The organism is Microbacterium sp. P26 (genome assembly GCF_023712585.1).
Lineage (GTDB): Bacteria > Actinomycetota > Actinomycetes > Actinomycetales > Microbacteriaceae > Microbacterium > Microbacterium algihabitans_A.
Genome location: NZ_JAMAXZ010000005.1, coordinates 80568 through 98319 on the forward strand (window position 1 = coordinate 80568; position 17752 = coordinate 98319).

The 17752-nt window shown below is 71.1% G+C and carries 15 protein-coding genes; 3 read left to right on the top strand and 12 right to left on the bottom strand.

Annotation, left to right across the window (positions count from 1 at the left end; genetic code table 11):
• Positions 1-65: 65 nt before the first annotated feature.
• The 9 genes from M3667_RS11030 to M3667_RS11070 form a co-directional block, all read right to left on the bottom strand.
• Positions 66-902, bottom strand: a complete 837-nt coding sequence (locus M3667_RS11030; protein ID WP_251508005.1) for a DUF2807 domain-containing protein — start codon at positions 900-902, stop codon at positions 66-68.
• The gene (locus tag M3667_RS11035; RefSeq protein ID WP_251508007.1) at positions 899-1564 is read right to left on the bottom strand and encodes a response regulator transcription factor; all 666 of its coding nucleotides are present in this window, start codon (positions 1562-1564) and stop codon (positions 899-901) included. Before M3667_RS11035 ends, M3667_RS11030 begins: the two co-directional genes overlap by 4 nt.
• Positions 1552-2868 carry a histidine kinase gene (locus tag M3667_RS11040; protein WP_251508009.1) on the bottom strand — a complete coding sequence of 439 codons (1317 nt, stop codon included), beginning with the start codon at positions 2866-2868 and terminating at the stop codon, positions 1552-1554. The genes M3667_RS11035 and M3667_RS11040 overlap by 13 nt, the downstream gene beginning before the upstream one ends.
• A gap of 85 nt (positions 2869-2953) precedes the next feature.
• Entirely contained in the window at positions 2954-4123 is a 1170-nt protein-coding gene (locus M3667_RS11045) for a substrate-binding domain-containing protein (protein ID WP_251508011.1), read from the bottom strand.
• Positions 4124-4209: 86 nt separating this feature from the next.
• The gene (gene mmsB / locus M3667_RS11050; RefSeq protein ID WP_251508014.1) at positions 4210-5475 is read right to left on the bottom strand and encodes a multiple monosaccharide ABC transporter permease; all 1266 of its coding nucleotides are present in this window, start codon (positions 5473-5475) and stop codon (positions 4210-4212) included.
• Complete coding sequence (mmsA, locus tag M3667_RS11055; RefSeq protein ID WP_144834331.1) at positions 5462-6988, bottom strand: multiple monosaccharide ABC transporter ATP-binding protein; 1527 nt, start codon at positions 6986-6988, stop codon at positions 5462-5464. Before mmsA ends, mmsB begins: the two co-directional genes overlap by 14 nt.
• Positions 6989-7092: 104 nt before the next feature.
• Entirely contained in the window at positions 7093-8196 is a 1104-nt protein-coding gene (chvE, locus tag M3667_RS11060) for a multiple monosaccharide ABC transporter substrate-binding protein (RefSeq protein ID WP_154097599.1), read from the bottom strand.
• Between the two features lie 315 nt (positions 8197-8511).
• On the bottom strand, positions 8512-9537 hold the full coding sequence (locus tag M3667_RS11065) for a LacI family DNA-binding transcriptional regulator (protein ID WP_251508016.1): 1026 nt from the start codon (positions 9535-9537) through the stop codon (positions 8512-8514).
• Between the two features lie 179 nt (positions 9538-9716).
• Positions 9717-11039, bottom strand: a complete 1323-nt coding sequence (locus M3667_RS11070; protein WP_251508019.1) for a M20/M25/M40 family metallo-hydrolase — start codon at positions 11037-11039, stop codon at positions 9717-9719.
• Between the two features lie 81 nt (positions 11040-11120).
• Here M3667_RS11070 and M3667_RS11075 point away from each other — a divergent pair, with 81 nt between their 5' ends.
• Positions 11121-12104 carry a Gfo/Idh/MocA family protein gene (locus M3667_RS11075; RefSeq protein WP_251508020.1) on the top strand — a complete coding sequence of 328 codons (984 nt, stop codon included), beginning with the start codon at positions 11121-11123 and terminating at the stop codon, positions 12102-12104.
• A gap of 47 nt (positions 12105-12151) precedes the next feature.
• Complete coding sequence (locus M3667_RS11080; RefSeq protein ID WP_251508022.1) at positions 12152-13012, top strand: NYN domain-containing protein; 861 nt, start codon at positions 12152-12154, stop codon at positions 13010-13012.
• A gap of 238 nt (positions 13013-13250) precedes the next feature.
• On the opposite strand, the gene M3667_RS11085 is transcribed toward M3667_RS11080, so the two are convergent.
• Positions 13251-13877 (bottom strand): hypothetical protein, encoded by a 627-nt coding sequence (locus tag M3667_RS11085; protein WP_251508023.1) that lies wholly within the window; start codon positions 13875-13877, stop codon positions 13251-13253.
• 4 nt (positions 13878-13881) lie between these two features.
• Positions 13882-15426 (bottom strand): ATP-dependent DNA ligase, encoded by a 1545-nt coding sequence (locus tag M3667_RS11090; protein ID WP_251508025.1) that lies wholly within the window; start codon positions 15424-15426, stop codon positions 13882-13884.
• Positions 15427-15608: 182 nt separating this feature from the next.
• Here M3667_RS11090 and M3667_RS17025 point away from each other — a divergent pair, with 182 nt between their 5' ends.
• On the top strand, positions 15609-17261 hold the full coding sequence (locus M3667_RS17025) for a RecQ family ATP-dependent DNA helicase (RefSeq protein ID WP_251508027.1): 1653 nt from the start codon (positions 15609-15611) through the stop codon (positions 17259-17261).
• Positions 17262-17316: 55 nt separating this feature from the next.
• On the opposite strand, the gene M3667_RS11100 is transcribed toward M3667_RS17025, so the two are convergent.
• A complete protein-coding gene (locus M3667_RS11100) occupies positions 17317-17724 on the bottom strand; it encodes a hypothetical protein (protein WP_154097547.1) in 408 nt (135 codons plus the stop codon).
• Positions 17725-17752 lie beyond the last annotated feature (28 nt).

Sequence of the window (17752 nt, forward strand, 5' to 3'; positions counted from 1 at the left end):
GGGTCACCTTCTGTCGCCGAGCGCGGCTCGAAGCGACCGAAGATGACCCCTCACGCGGGTGGACCTCAGGAGTGCAGGCGCACCTGGCCCATCGTCGCCTGCACGTCGACCCGCGCCGTGGCGGAGGCGTCGGTGCGCAGTTCGTTGTCGATCCGGCCGAGGCCGTCGTCCACGTTCACGCGGTAGTCGTCGTCGGGCAGGGTGAGGTCGGCCGAACCGGCCGTGACGTCGACCTTCGTGCGGTCGGGGGTGAGGCCCCCGAGCTCGGCAGTGAGGTCGCCCCCGGCCACCTCGAACGACGCGGTCGACACGTCGTCGACCCGAGCCGTCGCGGCCCCACCCGAGACCGACACGTCGAGCTCGGCCGCCGATCCGCGCAGCGTCGCCGCTCCACCGGCGAGCTGCACCGACAACGCCCCGAAGTCACCGTCGAGGTCGAGCGACCCGCCCGTGACGTCGATGGAGGCGCGGATGCCGCTGCCCTCAAGCTCGCGCGGAAGGGTGAGCGTCGCGCGGGAGCCGGTGCCGACCCCCGCGAAGGGTCCCTCCGGTGACGACACGCGCAGGGTGTCTCCGCGGCGGTCGAACCTCCAGCCGCGCGGCCCCTCGCGGTCGGCGTCGAGCCGGGCCTCGCTGACGTCGCCGTACGCGACGGTGAGGGCGCCCGCGGCCACGTCGATGTCGACGTCGGTCAGGCCTTCCACGCTGCTGTCGAGCACGGCGCTGTTCTCGCCCGTGTCGCGCAGCGACACCACGGCCGAGGCCCCGGTGCCGGCGAGGGTGCCGAGCGCGATACACGCGCCGACGGCGATGGTGATGATCGACACGGCGAAGGCGGCTCCCCGGCGGGGCGGCTGGGGCTCAGGATCGGGGGTCGGGGCGAGGGGGGTTTCGAGGGTCATGACGCAGCTCCGGTGGTGTCGTGGCCGAGGTGGACGAGCGCGGCGATCACGCGGCGGTTGCCCGTTTCGTCCTGCTCGAGGCCGAGCTTGGTGAAGATGGCGGTGATGTACTTCTCGACGCTGGCCTCCGAGACGAACAGCGCGGCCGCGATCGCCTGGTTCGAGCGCCCTTCGGCGATGAGGGCGAGCACGCTGCGCTCGCGTTCGGTGAGGCTCTGCAGGCGTTCGTCACGGCGGCGCCGGGTGAGCAGCTGCGCCACCACCTCGGGGTCGAGCACCGTGGCTCCGCCCGCGATCGAGGCGACCGCGGCGAGGAAGTCCTTGACGTCGGCGACGCGGTCCTTCAGCAGGTAGCCGAGGGCGCCCTGGCCGTCGGCGATCAGGTCGCTCGCATAGCGCTCTTCGACGTACTGCGACAGCACCAGCACGGCGAGACCCGGATGCCGCACCCGCAGCGCGATCGCCGCGCGGATGCCCTCGTCGGTCCAGGTCGGCGGCAGCCGCACGTCGACGATGCACAGCTCCGGCGCCGTGTCCGACACGGCCTGCTCGAGGCCCTCGGCATCCGGGAGCGCCGCCACGACCTCATGGCCGTCATCGGCGAGGAGGCGCACGAGCCCCTCGCGCAGCAGCACGGAATCTTCGCAGATCAAGACGCGCACGGGACGTTCACCTCCACGGTGGTCGGCCCGCCCTGCGGGCTGTCGATGCGCGCCGTGCCGCCGGCGGCGGTGACGCGGTTGACGATGCCGTCGAGGCCACCGCCGGGCACGATGCGCGCACCGCCCAAGCCGTCGTCTTCGACGCGGGCCCAGAGCGAGCCGTCGTCGCGCACCCGCACGTGCACGCGGCAGGCCGTGGCCCGCGAGTGCTTGGCGGCGTTGGTGAGGGTCTCGGCGATCGCGAAGTACACCGCCGCCTCCGCGGCGCGACCGCACCGTCGGGGCAGTCGCACGTCGAGCGTCACGGGGATGTGCGAGCGCGACGCGAGGGCCGAGAGCGCGGCATCCAGTCCCCGATCCTCGAGCACCGAGGCGTGGATGCCGCGGGCCAGCTGCCGCAGTTCGGTGATGGCCGACTTCGTCGAGGCGTGGGCCTCGGCGACCAGGGCTTTCGCGGCCTCGGGGTCGTCTTCGATCTTGGTCTGGGCCAGGCCCAGCGTCATGCCGATCGAGACGAGCCGCGGCTGGACGCCGTCGTGCAGGTCGCGTTCGATGCGGGTGCGCTCCACTTCGGCGGCGCGGACGGCCCCGGCCCGACGCGAGTCGGAGGTGCGCGCCTGTTCGACGAGCTGCGCCTCGCGCGAGGGCACGAAGATCGCCCGGGCGATGACGCCCTGCAGCAGGGCCAGGCCGATCACCGCGGCGGCGCCGACGATCACGGCGAGGATGCCGACGACCGGAGCCGCGATCCCCTCGAGCGGCACGATGCCGAGGAAGCGCCGGTTGGGCCAGCCGAACAGCGGGCTGACCGAGAGCGCCAGGCCCCAAGCGAGGCCTCCGAGCATGGTGATGGTCGCGAGACCCAGCACGGTCGAGATCGCGAACGAGGCGACCGCGCGCCACTGCAGGGGGTCGATCGCCTGCAGCCAGATGGTGTGCAGCACGCAGCCGAAGCCGGGCTTGGGGCTGCGGCGCGGGCGCAACAGAGCGAGGCCGAAGGCGTACAGGCCCTCGAGGCGCGCCCGCTCGAACCACGCCAGGGCGAAGAGCGCGTAGACGAACGCGACGAGCACCACGACGCCGATGAGCAGCGCCGCGAGCAGGCCGAATCCGGAGCTGAGCAATCCGATGAGCCCCGCGAAGACGCCCGGGCCGACGATGCCGAGGGCGGCCAGTTGGGCGGCGGCGCCGGCGACGCGGGCGGGCGAGCCGATGCGCACGGGGCGCACGTCGGCCGCGGACGGCGGTGCGGGCGCGACCGGCGGGGTCGAGGGCGGAGGCGGAAGGACGGATGCCGTGGTCATGGGTTCCACGCTAGGGCGCAGCCCCGCGCTCGCACCGCCCGGGCAGCCCCCGAGCCGCATTCGGGAAAACCCGAATGATGCGCCCTCAGAGCTCGTCGGTCGAGATCCAGCCCGAGGAGATGAGCTCTTCGACGTCGTCGGGGCGCACGATGCTCGGCGCGACCCCCTCGCCCGACGCCGGCGTCTCGCCGTCGAGCAGCGCCTGCACCGCGTCGGCGGTGGCGTCGACGAGGGCACGGGGGTCGGCGAAGATCGTCGCGTCGAGCACATCGTCGCGCAGAGCCCGGACGGTCTCGACGTCGGCCCCGGTGCCCACCACCAGCGGCGCGGGCGCCTCGGGAGTCGGGCTCGCGGTCGCGCGGGGGCTCGGGCTCGGCGACTCCTCGACGGGCGGATCGGTGGTCAGGGCCGTCACGACACCGCGGGTGACCGCGTCGCCGAGGGCGAGGACGGCGGTGGGCGCATCGGCATCCACGCGCAGGGCGCGAACACGCTTCTCGGCGGCGGCGGCCTGCGCCGCGGCGGTGTCCTCGTCGACGGCCGCGGCCTCGAGGCTCGCACCCGACACCAGCTGGATCTCGCCCGCGTCGATCGCCGGCTGCAGCGCGTCGAGCGCCGCCGCGAACCGCTGCTCGTCCCACGGATCGTCCGACGACCCGGTGATCAGCGCGACGCGCGCGACGGTCGGGGTGGCGGGGGCGGATGCCGCGGGCGACGGCGCATCGGACGGCGACGGCGACGGCTCCGTCGCGGCATCCGAAACCTCTTCTTCGGACGCTGATGACGGCAGGTCGGCGAGCAGCGCCTCGGCCTGAGCGCGCCCGATCTCGGTCGGATCCGGCGCGAACGCGGCCGCCGCATCGACGCCCGCGAGCGAACGCCCGAACTCCACGACGGGGACGCCGTCGCTGTTCGCGACCTCGAGCGGAGCCGCCAGATCGCCGGCCGCGACGGGGGCCACCACCACGGCATCCGCCCCCTTCGTCAGCATGTTCTGCACCTGAGAGCCCTGCGTGCGCGCATCGCCCGCGGCGAACTGCAGATCGACGGCGTACCCGCGCGCGACCAGCTCGGCCTTCAGCGCATCGCCGCCCCGGCTCCACTGCGCGTCGGCCTCGGCGGGCAGCGAGACGCCGATCACGCCGGCTCCGTCGTTCGAGCCCTGGGTCTGCACGCGCGACGACGTGCATCCCGTCAGCGCGACGGCGACCAGCGCCAGCGCGGCCGCGGCACGGAGGATCGGACGAGGCGGCATCCGTCCATCCTCTCCCACCGATGCGTCGCACACGCACGAACGCCCCGCCGCACGAGGCGACGGGGCGTTCGATGAAGACGCGTGGATCAACCGCGCGTGCGGTTCTTGTTCCACACGTCGAAAGCCACGGCCAGAAGAAGCACGAGGCCCTTGATGAACTGCTGCACGTCGGTCGAGATGCCCATGAGCGACATGCCGTTGTTGAGCACACCCATGACCAGGCCACCGGCGATCGCGCCGACCACGCGGCCGACACCACCCTGCACGGCGGCTCCACCGATGAACGAGGCGGCGATCGCGTCGAGCTCGAAGAGGTTACCGGCGCCGGGGCCGGCCGAGTTCAGACGACCCGTGAACACGATGCCGGCCAGGGCCGCGAGCACACCCATGTTCACGAACAGCATGAAGTCGACGCGGCGGGTGTTGATGCCCGACAGCTTCGCGGCGGTGCGGTTGCCACCGATCGCGTAGATGTGACGGCCGAACACGCTGCGGCTCATGACCGTCGAGTAGCCGATGATCAGAAGTGCCAGCACGACGAGCACGATGGGCGTGCCGCGCGAACCGGGAGCCACACCCAGCAGGTAGGTGAGGTAGGCGATCAGCGCGCTGCCGCCGATGACCTTGACCAGGAACGCCGCCATCGGGTCGTTCTGCAGCTCGAGGGCCGCACGCTTCGCACGCTGGCGCATCTGCGAGACGACGAAGAGCACCAGGGTCAGCGCGCCCAGGGCGACCGTGATCCACTCGGCGGGAGAAGTCGCCGCCGGGAACAGGTCGGGGAAGAGGTACCCGCCACCCAGGGCGCGGTACTCGGTCGGGAACGGCGTGATCTGCGTGTTGCCCAGCGTCATCTGCGTGAGACCGCGGAACAGCAGCATGCCCGCCAGCGTCACGATGAAGGCCGGGATGCCGATGTAGGCCACCCAGAAGCCCTGCCACATGCCGACCACGGCACCCAGCACCAGCGACAGCAGGATGCCGAGCCACCAGGGCAGGCCCCACTGCACGATGAGCACACCGGAGACCGCACCGACGAAGGCGGCGACCGAACCGACCGACAGGTCGATGTGGCCGGCGATGATGATCATCACCATGCCGATCGCGAGGATCAGGATGTAGCTGTTCTGGACGATGATGTTCGACACGTTGCCCGCGGTGAGCAGGCGCCCGCCGGTCAGTGCCTGGAACAGCAGCACGATGACGATGAGGGCGATGAAGATGCCGATCTCGCGCAGGCGCGAGGTGAAGAACGTCACGAGGCTGCCGGCTCCCCCGGCTCCGCCTCCCACGGGACCGCGGGGCGTGCCGCCCGGGCCCGCCTGGGTCGCAGTGTTGTCAAGCGCTGACATGGTCGGCTTCCTTCTCCTTCGTCATGAGCACCATGAGGGCCTCCGGAGTGGCCTCTTCGATGGGCAGCTGGCCGGTGATGTGGCCTTCGCTGAGGGTGTAGATGCGGTCGCAGATGCCGAGGAGCTCGGGCAGCTCCGAAGAGATGACGAGCACCCCCTTCCCCTGCGCCGCGAGAGAGTTGATGATCGTGTAGATCTCGTACTTGGCGCCCACGTCGATGCCGCGGGTCGGCTCGTCGAGGATGAGCACCTCGGGGTCGGAGAAGAGCCACTGCGACAGCACGACCTTCTGCTGGTTGCCGCCCGAGAGCTTGCCCACGACCACGTCGACGCTGGGTGCCTTGATGTTCATCGACTTGCGGTAGCGGTTGGCGACCAGGTACTCCTCGTCGCCGTCGACGAACCCGCCCTTGACGAGCTTGCGCATTCCCGCGAGCGAGATGTTGCGCTTGATCGTGTCGATCAGGTTGAGACCTGCACCCTTGCGGTCCTCGGTCACGTAGGCGAGACCGCTGCGGATGGCCGCGGGGACCGTCGAGGTGTCGGCCTTCTGACCGCGGATGTAGACGTTGCCCGAGATCTTCGAGCCGAAGCTCTTGCCGAACACGCTCATCGCGAGTTCGGTGCGACCGGCGCCCATCAGACCCGCGATGCCGACGACCTCGCCCGCGCGGACCGTGAGGTTCGCCTGGTGGATCACGGTGCGGTTGCCGTCGGTGGGGTGGCTGACGTTCCAATCCTCGATGCGCAGGACCTCGTCGCCGATCTCGACGTCGCGGTCGGGGTAGCGGTTCTCGAGCTCGCGACCGACCATCCCGCGGATGATGCGGTCTTCGCTGGTGCCGCCGGTGGCCACATCCAGCGTCTCGATCGTGCGACCGTCGCGGATGATGGTCACCTCGTCGGCGATCGCGCGGATCTCGTTGAGCTTGTGGCTGATGATGATGCACGTGATGTTCTGGCCGCGCAGGTGGCGGATCAGATCGAGCAGGTGCTCGGAGTCGTCGTCGTTCAGCGCCGCGGTGGGCTCGTCGAGGATGAGGAGCTTGACGTCCTTCGACAGGGCCTTGGCGATCTCGACGAGCTGCTGCTTGCCGACGCCGATCTCGTTGACCGGCACGTCGGGGCTGTCGCCCAGACCCACGCGCGCCAGCAGCTTCGCCGCCTCGCGGTTGGTGGCGTCCCAGTCGATGAGGCCGCGGTTCGTGATCTCGTTGCCGAGGAAGATGTTCTCGGCGATCGAGAGGTAGGGGCTCAGCGCCAGCTCCTGGTGGATGATGACGATGCCGGCCGCTTCGCTGTCGCGGATGTCTTTGAACTCGACGGTCTGCCCGTCGAAGACGATCTCGCCTCGGTAGTCGCCCGCGGGATACACACCGCTGAGCACCTTCATGAGGGTCGACTTGCCGGCGCCGTTCTCGCCGCAGATGGCGTGGACGGTCCCGCGCTCGACGGTCAACGACACGTCGGCCAACGCGATGACGCCGGGGAACTCCTTGGTGATCGAGCGCATCTCGAGGATGGTGCTCACGAGGTCCTCCTTGCAGAACCGGCTCGTGGCCGGTCGGGATGGTGGGGGCGGAGGCGGGGTGGAGGAGCCGGAGCCCCTCCGAGGGATTACTTGAGGTCGTCCTCGGTGTAGTAACCGCTGTCGACGAGGACTTCCTTGTAGTTGTCCTTGGTGACGATCGTCGACTGCAGGAGGTACGAGGGGACGACCTTCTTGCCGTTGTCGTACGTCTTGGTGTCGTTCGTCTCGGGGGTCTCACCCTTGCGGATGTCGTCGACCATGGTCACGGCCTGCTTGGCGAGCTCGCGCGTGTCCTTGAAGATCGTCGAGTACTGCTCACCGGCGATGATCGACTTGATCGAGCCGGCCTCGGCGTCCTGACCCGTGATGACGGGCAGGTCGCTGGCCGAGTAGCCGCCCGAGGTGAGGGCCGAGATGATGCCGATCGACAGACCGTCGTAGGGCGAGAGCACACCGTTGAGCTTGGTGCCGCCGATGACGGTGAGGATGTTCTCCATGCGCTTCTGCGCCGTCTCGGGCAGCCAACGGAGGATGGCCGCCTGGCCGAACTCGGTCTGGCCCGAGGGGACCACGAGCACGCCCTTGTCCATGTAGGGCTTCAGGGTGTCCATCGCGCCGTTCCAGAAGAACGTGGCGTTGTTGTCGTCGGGGCTACCGGCGAACAGCTCGACGTTGAAGGGGCCGGCGGCGCCGGTCTCCTTGCCCGAGGCGTCGAGGACGCCCAGGCCGGTCAGGAGCGAGGTGGCCTGCTGGACGCCGACCTTGTAGTTGTCGAACGTCGTGTAGTAGTCGACGTTCTCGGTGCCGTTGATGAGGCGGTCGTACGCGATGACGGGGATGTTCGCGTCCTTGGCCTGCTGCAGCACGTCGGTGAGGGTCGTGCCGTCGATCGAGGCGACGATCAGGGCCTTGGCGCCCGTGGTGATCATGTTCTCGATCTGCGAGACCTGGGTGGGGATGTCGTCGTTCGCGTACTGCAGGTCGACCTGGTAGCCGAGCTCCTCGAGCTGCGACTTCACGTTGTTGCCGTCGGCGATCCACCGCTCCGACTGCTGGGTCGGCATGGCCACACCGATGGTGCCGCCGGCCTCCTGCGAGTCTCCGCTGCTGGCGCCGGTACGGTCACCGGCGCAACCGGCGAGACCGATGCCGAGCGCGAGGACGCCCGCGCCCGCGATCGCCTTGAGCATGCTGTGCTTCTTCACTCTGGTTCCCTCCATTGGGTGGTTGTCGCGGCGTCTCCCCTGGAGTCCACCGCGCAGTGCTGTCGGCGCACGTCGGGGCGCACGGGCGGCGGGGCGAAACGAGGCCGGTCGGCGACACGGCTCACCCGTGTCGTTCGAAACGTCTTCGTCTCGACGGATCCGCTCCGCAGCGAGTCCCGTCGGCCGTGTGACCCGGTCATGTGACCGTTCACATTGTGTGTGTGATGCTACATCGCGGTGAGCCAGGGATGTCAAGTCCCGGCGCGTCGCGGAGGCGTCCGTTGCCGAAACGTGACGAACTCAGCGCGAGGGCGGAGCGGTCGACGAACGCACGATGAGGCGCAGATGATCGGGTTCCGAGGGCCCGACGGCATCCGACGACTCCCCCAACCTGCTCAGCAGGTCGGTGATCGCGCGGGCTCCGATGCCCGCGAAGTCCTGGCGCACCGTCGTCAGCGGCGGCCACAGGTGGGCGGATTCGGGCACGTCGTCGAACCCGACGACCGAGATGTCCTCGGGAACCGAGCGACCTATGGCCCGCACGGCATGCATGAACCCGAGCGCCATATGGTCGTTGCCCGCGAACACCGCCGTGGCGTCTTCGGTGCGCAACAGCTCGAGACCCGCCTCGAAGCCGAACTGCGCCGTCCAGTCGCCCAGCACCGGCGGCCGCGGTGTCAGGTCGTTCGCGTCCATCTCGGCGAGGTACCCCCGCATCCGATGATCGGCCTCGACCCAGTCCCGCGGGCCGGCGATGTGCAGGATGCGCGAGTGCCCGAGCTCGATGAGATGGCGCACGGCGGCGCGGGCGCCCGCGGTCTGGTCGTTGTGCGAACTCGACGTTCCCGTCGAGGCCACGATCTGCACCGGGACCGGGAGCTTCAGCTCATCGAGGATCGGCACCACGCGCGTCTGCGGCGCGACGGCGATCAGCCCCTCGACCGATTGCTGCATGAGGTGGTCGATCGAGGCGCGCACGTCGTCCGCGGCGCTCGTGGCCAAGTTGGTGAGGGTGAGTCGGTAGCCCGCTGCCCGAGCGACCGACTCGATCGCCTGCACCATCGCCGAGGTGCCGTGCGTGGTCATGCGCGGACCCAGCACGCCGATCAGCCGCGACCGGTTCGTCGCCAGCGCACGGGCCGCCTGGTTCGGCACGAACTTCAGTTCGGCGATCGCCGAGCGCACCTTCGCGGCCGTCTCGGGCCGCAGCTGCGGGCTGTTGTTGATCACCCGCGAGACGGTCTGGTACGACACGCCCGCGAGCCGCGCGACGTCGCGGATGCTGGGGGCCTTGCCCGTGGCATCCGGGGTCTCGGTGTCGCTCATGTCCGCCTCGTTGCGGGTCGCGCGCTGTTGCGTGACCGGTCACACGACAATAGCGGAACGTGCCCTGTTCGCTCGATCGCGGGTGGGTCGGGCCCGTTCGCCCGGCCTGCCAGGCGCGACGGAACCGGCTTCGCGCACCGCGCGGCGGCGGTGGCGCACCTCCGCCGCGGGCGCCCCCGTCACGACTCGAGGAGGGCTCGATAGAACCGGATGCCGCGGAGCCACACCTCGACGCGGATGCGTTCGTCGGGCGCGTGCAGAGCGTCGCGTTCGGCCCGCCTGAGGTGGAAGGGCGCGAAGCGGTACACCGCGTCGGTGAGACCCGTGTAGAACCGGCTGTCGCTGGCCCCCAACTGCAGGTAGGGCAGCGGCACCACGTCGTCGCCGAGGGTCACCGAGACCGTACGCGACAGGCGGCGCCACACTTCTCCGCGCCATGGCGACACCGGTGAGGGATCGTTGCCCTGGCGCAGTTCGATGTCGACCAGCGGATCGGCCACCGCGCGGCGCAGGTGCACCGAGACGTCGGCGAGCGTCTCCCCCGTCAGCAGGCGCACGTTGACGCTCGCGCGGGCGGTGGTGGCCAGCACGTTCTCGCCCGCCGAGCCCTCGAGTCGTGTCACCACGGCCGTCGTGCGCACGAGGGCGTTCGTCTCGGGTCCGAGGTGCGCGAGGGCGGCCGTCACCAGCGGGGCCGACACCGCGGTGCGGCGGAAGAGCGTCGCCAGCGGCTCGCCGGTGTGGGCCGCCGCGGTGCCGAGCATCGCCCGCACCGGCGCGGTCAGGCGCCGCGGGAACGGCCGTCGACGCAGGCGGTCGATCGCGCGAGCGAGACGAGCGGTGGCGGGCAGGCGCGGCGGGGTCGAGGCGTGTCCTCCTGCCTCTCGGGTGACGAGGTCGAAGGTCGCGACCCCGCGCTCGGCGACGCCGATCATCGCGGTCGGAGCGGCCACCCCGGGCACGGCCCCCTCGACGACGGCGCCCCCCTCGTCGAGCACGAGAGCGGGGACGACCCCGCGCTCGGCCAGCACCGCGGCCATGGCCCGAGCCCCGGTGCCGTGGGTCTCCTCGTCGTGGCCGAACGCGAGCCACACGTCGGTGCGCGGGGTCACCCCGTCGGCGAGCGCCTGCTCGACCGCCTCGAGGATCGCCACCAGGGCCCCCTTGTCGTCGATCGCACCGCGGGCGTGGATCTCGGCATCCGGACCCTCCCCCACCACCTCGGCGGCGAAGGGCGGATGCCGCCACGACTGGCCGTCGACCGGTACGACGTCCTGGTGCGCGAGGAGCACGAGCGGAGCCTCGGGGGTGTCGCCGCGCCAGCGGTACAGCAACGAGCGGCCGGCCACCACCTCGCGCTCGAGACGTTCGTGGACCAGCGGGTACAGGCGAGCGAGTGCGGCGTGGAAGCGTTCGAAAGCGTCGTCGTCGACCTCGGCGGGATCCACGCGCGAGACGGTGGGGATCGACAGCAACTCGCGGAAGCGCTCGACGGGCGTCATGACCCGAGCCTAGAGGCGAGTCGTGTGCGCATCGCGGCTCGATCGACCGCGATGTCGGCGGGCGCCGATACGGTGGACCCCATGACCGGACTGCACTGGGGCATTCTCGCAACGGGCGGCATCGCGCACGCCTTCACCTCCGACCTGCGCACCGCGGGCCTCGACGTCGCCGCCGTCGGCTCGCGCCGGCTCGACAGCGCGCGGGCCTTCGCCGAGAAGTACGACATTCCGCACGCGCACGGCTCGTACGAAGAGCTCGTCGCCGACCCCGACGTCGACATCGTCTACATCGCGACCCCGCACCCCGGTCACGTCGACAACGCCCTGCTCGCCCTCGAGCACGGAAAGCACGTGCTCGTCGAGAAGCCCTTCACCCTCAACCAGGCCGAGGCCGCGGCCATCCGCGACGCGGCCGCAGCGAAGGGGCTGCTCGCGATGGAGGCGATGTGGACGCGGTACCTGCCGCACATGGTGCGCATCCGCGAGATCATCGCCGCCGGCACCCTCGGCGAGCTGCGCGTGGTGTCGGCCGATCACACGCAGAAGATCTCGACCGACCCCGCCCACCGCCTCAACGACCTCGCCCTCGGTGGCGGTGCGCTGCTCGATCTGGGCATCTACCCGCTGTCGTTCGCCGTCGACGTGCTGGGCCTGCCCGAGCGCATCACCGCCGTCGCCCGTCTGTCCGACGCGGGCAGCGACGCCGAGGTCGCCACCGCGCTCGTGCACCCCGGTGGAACCGTCTCGACCACCGTGTCGTCGTCGCGCGGCGCCGGCGCGAACACCGCGCAGATTGTCGGCACCGAAGCCCGCATCGAGATCGACCGCGTCTGGTACACCCCCACCTCGTTCCGCGTCGTGCTGCCGTCGAACGAGGTCGTCGAGGAGTACTCGAGCGAGGTCGAGGGCCGCGGCATGCAGTACCAGGCTCTCGCCGCCGAGCGCTTCGTCGCCGCCGGAGCCGGATCCAACGACCTCCTGTCCATCGACGAGACCGTCGCGATCATGGGCGTGCTCGACGAGGTGCGCCGGCAGATCGGCGTCGTCTACCCCACCGAGCGCTGAGCCCTCGAGGCGTTCCGCAACCGTCCGCGACCGACCAGACTGGACCCATGCCCGATACGCAGACCGCCCGCGTCGCCGTCTACCTCGACTTCGACAACATCGTGATGTCGTGGTACGACCGCGTCCACGGACGGAACGCCTACTCGCGCGATCGGCAGAAGATCGCCGAGAACCCCCTCGACCCCGAGATCGCGGAACGCCTCACCAAGGCGACCATCGACGTGGGAGCCGTCATCGACTACGCGGCCTCGTTCGGCACCCTGGTTCTCACGCGCGCCTACGCCGACTGGTCGTCGCCGGTCAACGCGGAGTACCGCTCTCAGCTGGTCGCCCGCGCGGTCGATCTCGTGCAGCTCTTCCCCGCGGCGGCATACGCCAAGAACGGCGCCGACATCCGCCTCGCCGTGGATGCCGTCGAAGACATGTTCCGCCTGCCCGACCTCACGCACGTCGTCATCGTCGCGGGCGACAGCGACTACGTGCCGCTCGCCCAGAGGTGCAAGCGCCTCGGCCGGTACGTCGTGGGCGTGGGAGTGGCGGGGTCGACCGCGAAGTCGCTGGCCGCGGCCTGCGACCGCTTCGACGCGTACGACTCGCTCCCGGGCATTCCGAAGCTCTCTGAGACGAAGAAAGACAGCACCCCCTCGCGCCCGCGCGCCCGCAAGCGCTCGAAAGACCCCGCCGTCGACCTTCTCGATCGCGCGATGCAGCTCGAGGCCGAGCGCGCCGACGGAGAGTGGTTGCACGCCTCCGCGGTGAAAGACCTGATGAAGCGGCTCGACCCCTCATTCAGCGAGAAGGCACTCGGGTTCCGCAGCTTCTCGGACTTCCTGAAGGCGCAGACCGATCACGTCGAGGTCGACGAGGAGTCGAACGTCGTACTGGTCAAGGCACTGACGCGCGGCTGACCCGCCGCAGGGGCGCGCTGGCGCTCGCCCGTCGGCGCGGGGGCAGCGCGGGCGGCGCGGGGGCTGGCCGGCGGCGCGGGGGCTGGCCGTCGGCGCGGGGGCTGGCCGTCGGCGCGGGAGCAGCGCGGGGGCTCGCCGGCGGCGCGGGGGCTCGCCAGCGGCGCGGGGGCTCGCCAGCGGCGCGGGGGCTCGCCGGCGGCGCGGGGGCTCGCCAGCGGCGCGGGGGTTGGCCGTCGCGTCAGCGCCGCGCGGAGCCGGGGGCGACGTGCGACAGCACGCGCTCCCACACCGTCGTCAGAGTGACGTGATTGTTGACCGAGGTGATCTCGGCATCCGGAACGACCTCGGCCTCGGCTGACCGCATGCGCTCGACGTACCAGGTGGCGTCGGCGACGTCGGCCGGGCCGTCACCCCCGACGACGACCAGCACCTCGGCGGCGAGGTCGTCGAGCAGCGGCGTGCGCAGGTCGCGGCTCAACGGATCGTTGGGACTCGGCACACCGACGATCGCGAGGCGGTCGACGACCTCCCCCAGAGCCGCGGCGAGGTAGATCGCAATGGCCCCGGCCGAGCGCTCACCGACGAGGCCCACGGTGACGCCCGGTGCTTCACGGGCGACGAGTTCGCGCAGCGCCTCGACGGTCAGCCCGGCGGGCGTCTGGCCGCCGAAGACCGGCGGGTCTTCGAGCTCGGGCGCGTCGAGCCCGACCGCGACCACCCGCACGTCGAATCCCGAGGTGACGCTGGCATCGGGATCGGTCGTCGAAACGTCGCCGGTCCGCAGGACGAACACGGCGCGCGGGGCTCCGGGCGTTCCGAAACTGCGGTAGCCGAGCTCGCCGTCGAGCCAAGGCGCCAGACTCATCGCGTCATCCCTCCGTCGCAGCGCCGCCGCCGGGCAGCAGCGCGCGAAGCGTGTCGATCGTGTCGGCCTCGGCCGCGGTCTTGTCCGAACGGTAGGTCTTCACGCGGGCGAAGCGCAGCGCCACGCCGCCGGGGTAGCGCACGGATCGCTGCACGCCGTCGATCGCGACCTCGACGACGGTGTCGGGGACGACGCGGATGCCCCCGGGGACCTCCCCCGTCTCGCGCTCGGCGAAATGCGCGGTCTGCCACGTCAGCAGTTCGTCGGTGAGTCCCTTGAAGGTCTTGCCGACCATGACGAATCCACCGGGTTCGCCGAAGACTCCGTCGGGATCGCGTGCCCCCAGGTGGAGGTTCGAGAACCAGCCCGCACGGCGGCCGGAGCCGCGTTCGACCCCCAGCACGACGAGGTCGAATGTGTGCACCGGTTTGACCTTCAGCCAGCTCTTGCCGCGGCGGCCGGCCGTGTACGCGGCATCCAGCCCCTTCACCATGACGCCTTCGTGCCCGGCGGAGAGCGCATCGCGGGCGAACGTCTCGGCCTGCTCGGCGTCGTCGGTGAGGATCGCCGGGATGCGCCATTCGGCGGCGATCCGCTCGAGCTCATCGAGGCGTGCGGACAGCGGCTCGTCGACGAGGTCGCGGCCGTCGACGTGGAGGATGTCGAAGAACCACGGACGTAACGCGATGGCGCGAGCGGTCTCGGCGCCGAAGCGCGCCATGGTGTCTTGGAAGGGACGCGGCCCGCCGTCCTCATCGAGCGACAGGGTCTCGCCGTCGAGGATCACGTCGTCGACGGGCAGCGAGAGAGCGACGTCGACGATCTCGGGTACCCGGTGCGTGACGTCGGCGAGGGTGCGGGTGAACACGCGCACGTCGTCGCCGTGGCGGTGCACCTGAACACGGGCACCGTCGAGCTTGTATTCGACCGAGGCGCGCCCCGCGACCTCGAGCGCCTCGCGGACCGAGGTCGCCGTGGAGGCGAGCATCGGCTGCACGCCGCGCAGCACGATGAGTCCCACCGCGGCCAGGTCGTCGTCGCTCCCGGTCAGAGCGACCCGGGCCGTGGCTCCGAGATCGCCCGAGAGCATCGCGGCCCGTCGCACGGCTGCGCCGTCGCGCTCAGCGGCTCGGGCGACGGCATCCAGCAGCACGCCTTCGAGGGCGCCGGTGCGCAGCTCGCCCGTCATGATGCGGATGAGCAGGTTCCACTCCCCCGCCGTCGCGCGCTGGGCGAGCTCGTCGAGGAGGCTCGTGCGTGCCGCCGCGGAGCCCGACCCGCCGATCCCGGTGAGGCGCGAGAACGTCTCGTCGATGTCGGCGACCGTCAGCGACGGGGTCTCGGCGTGCTCCCCGCCGCGCGTCGAGAGGGTGCGCCAGCCGACGCCGAGTCGTCCCTGTCGAGGGGATGCCGTGAGCAACCCGATCGCGGGTTCGATCTCGTCGGGCTCGAGGCCGCGGAGCACCGCGGCGAGAGCGTCGATCTTGGCGAGGCGCGAACGCGTGTTCGTCACCGCCGCGAGGGCCGTCTCGATCTCTGCGAAGAGCATGGCCGCATCCTGTCAGCACCCTCCGACATCGAAGACGCGGTTGCGTCGTCGCCCCTCGAATGCCTAGGGCTCGACCTGCTCTCGGGGCGCGGAGCTGATCACACGTCGGTGCGGCTCGCAACCCCCGAACCGATGTCGGAGGTCTGAGGTGTGCTGGGGACCTCCCCCAGGAATGAGGCCTTGTGAACGCTCCCGCCACTCTCGAACAGTCCGCCCGCACCGCCCGCGAGGTCTTCGGGTGGGACGACCTGCTTCCGGGTCAAGCGGAGGCGATCGATGCGGTCATCGGCGGGCGCGACACCCTCGTGGTCTTCCCCACCGGCGCGGGCAAATCGGCGGTGTACCAGATCGCCGGCTGCGAGCTGGGCGGGGTCACGGTCGTGATCTCGCCGCTGCTGGCCTTGCAGCGCGATCAGATCGACTCGATCGACGCCGCCCCCGACGCTCCCGCGGCGGTCGCGTTGAATTCGCGGACCAGCGCGGCGGGCAAGAAGCGCGCGTGGGCCGCGATCGAGGGCCCTGATGCGGTCTACGCGTTCCTCGCTCCCGAGCAGCTGGCGAACACCGAGGTGTTCGACCGGCTCGCGAAGGCCGACGTACGGCTGGTCGTCGTCGACGAGGCGCACTGCGTGTCGGCGTGGGGCCACGACTTCCGGCCCGACTACGCGCGCATCGGCGACGCCGTGGAGGCGCTGGGGCATCCCCCGATCCTGGCCCTCACGGCCACGGCATCCGCCCCCGTCCGCGACGACATCGTGGCGAGCCTCGGCATGCGCGAACCGCACCTCGAGGTCCGCGGAATGGACCGCCCCGAGATCCACATGTCGGTCCGCCGCCACGAGCACGATCTCGACAAGCGTCGCGCGGTGCTCGCCGATGTTCAGGATGCCGGCGGCCCGGCGCTGCTGTACGTGGCGACGCGCAAAGAGACCGACGCCTACTCCGACGAGCTCGTCGCGCTCGGGGTGCGCGCAGCGCCGTACCACGGGGCCATGGCGCAGAAGCGGCGCGACGAGGTGCACGCGGCCTGGAGCGCGGGCGAGCTCGACGTGGTCGTGGCGACCTCGGCATTCGGCATGGGCGTCGACAAGTCGGACGTGCGTCTGGTCGTGCACGCCGACGTCACCGAGTCGCTCGACTCGTACGCCCAGGAGATCGGCCGGGCGGCGCGCGACGGGCAGCCCGCCCGCGCGATCCTGCATTACCGCGCCGAGGACTTCTCGCTGCGCTCCTTCTTCGCCGGCGGGCACAGCAAGCGCGCCGACGTGGCCGGGGTGTGGGACGCCCTGGGCCGCGCGAAGACGCCGCTGCGGGCGAAAGCCATCGCCGAGGATTCCGGCCGCTCGGTCCGTGCGATCGGGCGCGTGCTGAACCAGCTCGTCGCGTGCGGCCTCGCCGTGTCCGGCCCCGACGGGGTGTCGGCGGCCAAGAAGGCCTCGGCAGGAGACGCGGTCGCGGCCGTTCGCGAGCGCGATGAGGCGGAGGAGCGTATCCGCGCCTCGCGCATCGAGATCATGCGCGGCTACGCGGAGACCTCGCACTGCCGCCGCCGAGCGCTGCTGGAGTACTTCGGGGTCGAGACGCCGGATCAGTGCGGCTCATGCGATCGCTGTGGCACCGGAGCGACGGTGACCCCCGTCGACGCCGAGCCCGCGGAGGCGGATGCCGACGGCATCCGGATCGATTCGACCGTGCAGCACGGCGAGTTCGGTGTCGGCACGGTCATGGGGATCGAGGCCGACCGGCTGACCGTGTTCTTCCCCGAGCACGGCTACAAGGTGCTCGCGCGAGCCGCCTTCGAGAGCGGCGTCATGGAGCTCGGCGCAGCGGCGTAATCGCGCGGCGGGCGGAACGCGGGCGAGCGCGGGCGGTGGCGTCAGTGCCCGCGGGTCAGCGCTCGCGCGTCGCCCACCACGCCCACGCCACGAGCGGCACCTGCAGGAACAGGCGGAGGAACCGTGCGCGATCGGTCTGCAGGCCGGGCGCCGCGCGGCCGGTACGCCACTGGTGCACGTTGCCCGGGAACACCGCGACGAAGAACGCCGCGATCGCCACGCCGATGCGCGACCTCTCACGGGGCAGGGCGACGAGAGCGACTCCGAGGATCACCTCGACGGCTCCGGATGCCACGACGATGGCGTCTTTGTCGGTGCGCAGCAGTCGTGTGGCCCAGCCCGGGACCACGATCCGGTAGCCCCGGCGGCCCCAGGTCACGTGGCTCACCCCCGCCCCGACCAGGAGGGCGGCGAGAGCTCCGCGGGCGACGGATCGGACGGTGAGGCCTCGGCGGTGCGGCATCCGCCCAGTCTTCCATCGACTCATGTCG

Excerpts from the sequence above, each read along its gene's own strand:
- M3667_RS11045 (WP_251508011.1), bottom strand. The coding sequence starts at position 4,123 with ATGCCGCCTCGTCCGATCCTCCGTGCCGCGGCCGCGCTGGCGCTGGTC.
- M3667_RS11100 (WP_154097547.1), bottom strand. The coding sequence starts at position 17,724 with ATGCCGCACCGCCGAGGCCTCACCGTCCGATCCGTCGCCCGCGGAGCT.
- M3667_RS11070 (WP_251508019.1), bottom strand. The coding sequence starts at position 11,039 with ATGACGCCCGTCGAGCGCTTCCGCGAGTTGCTGTCGATCCCCACCGTC.
- M3667_RS11065 (WP_251508016.1), bottom strand. The coding sequence starts at position 9,537 with ATGAGCGACACCGAGACCCCGGATGCCACGGGCAAGGCCCCCAGCATC.
- M3667_RS11090 (WP_251508025.1), bottom strand. The coding sequence starts at position 15,426 with ATGCTCTTCGCAGAGATCGAGACGGCCCTCGCGGCGGTGACGAACACG.
- M3667_RS11075 (WP_251508020.1), top strand. The coding sequence starts at position 11,121 with ATGACCGGACTGCACTGGGGCATTCTCGCAACGGGCGGCATCGCGCAC.
- mmsA (WP_144834331.1), bottom strand. The coding sequence starts at position 6,988 with ATGCGCTCGATCACCAAGGAGTTCCCCGGCGTCATCGCGTTGGCCGAC.
- mmsB (WP_251508014.1), bottom strand. The coding sequence starts at position 5,475 with ATGTCAGCGCTTGACAACACTGCGACCCAGGCGGGCCCGGGCGGCACG.
- M3667_RS11040 (WP_251508009.1), bottom strand. The coding sequence starts at position 2,868 with ATGACCACGGCATCCGTCCTTCCGCCTCCGCCCTCGACCCCGCCGGTC.
- M3667_RS11080 (WP_251508022.1), top strand. The coding sequence starts at position 12,152 with ATGCCCGATACGCAGACCGCCCGCGTCGCCGTCTACCTCGACTTCGAC.
- chvE (WP_154097599.1), bottom strand. The coding sequence starts at position 8,196 with ATGCTCAAGGCGATCGCGGGCGCGGGCGTCCTCGCGCTCGGCATCGGT.
- M3667_RS11085 (WP_251508023.1), bottom strand. The coding sequence starts at position 13,877 with ATGAGTCTGGCGCCTTGGCTCGACGGCGAGCTCGGCTACCGCAGTTTC.
- M3667_RS11030 (WP_251508005.1), bottom strand. The coding sequence starts at position 902 with ATGACCCTCGAAACCCCCCTCGCCCCGACCCCCGATCCTGAGCCCCAG.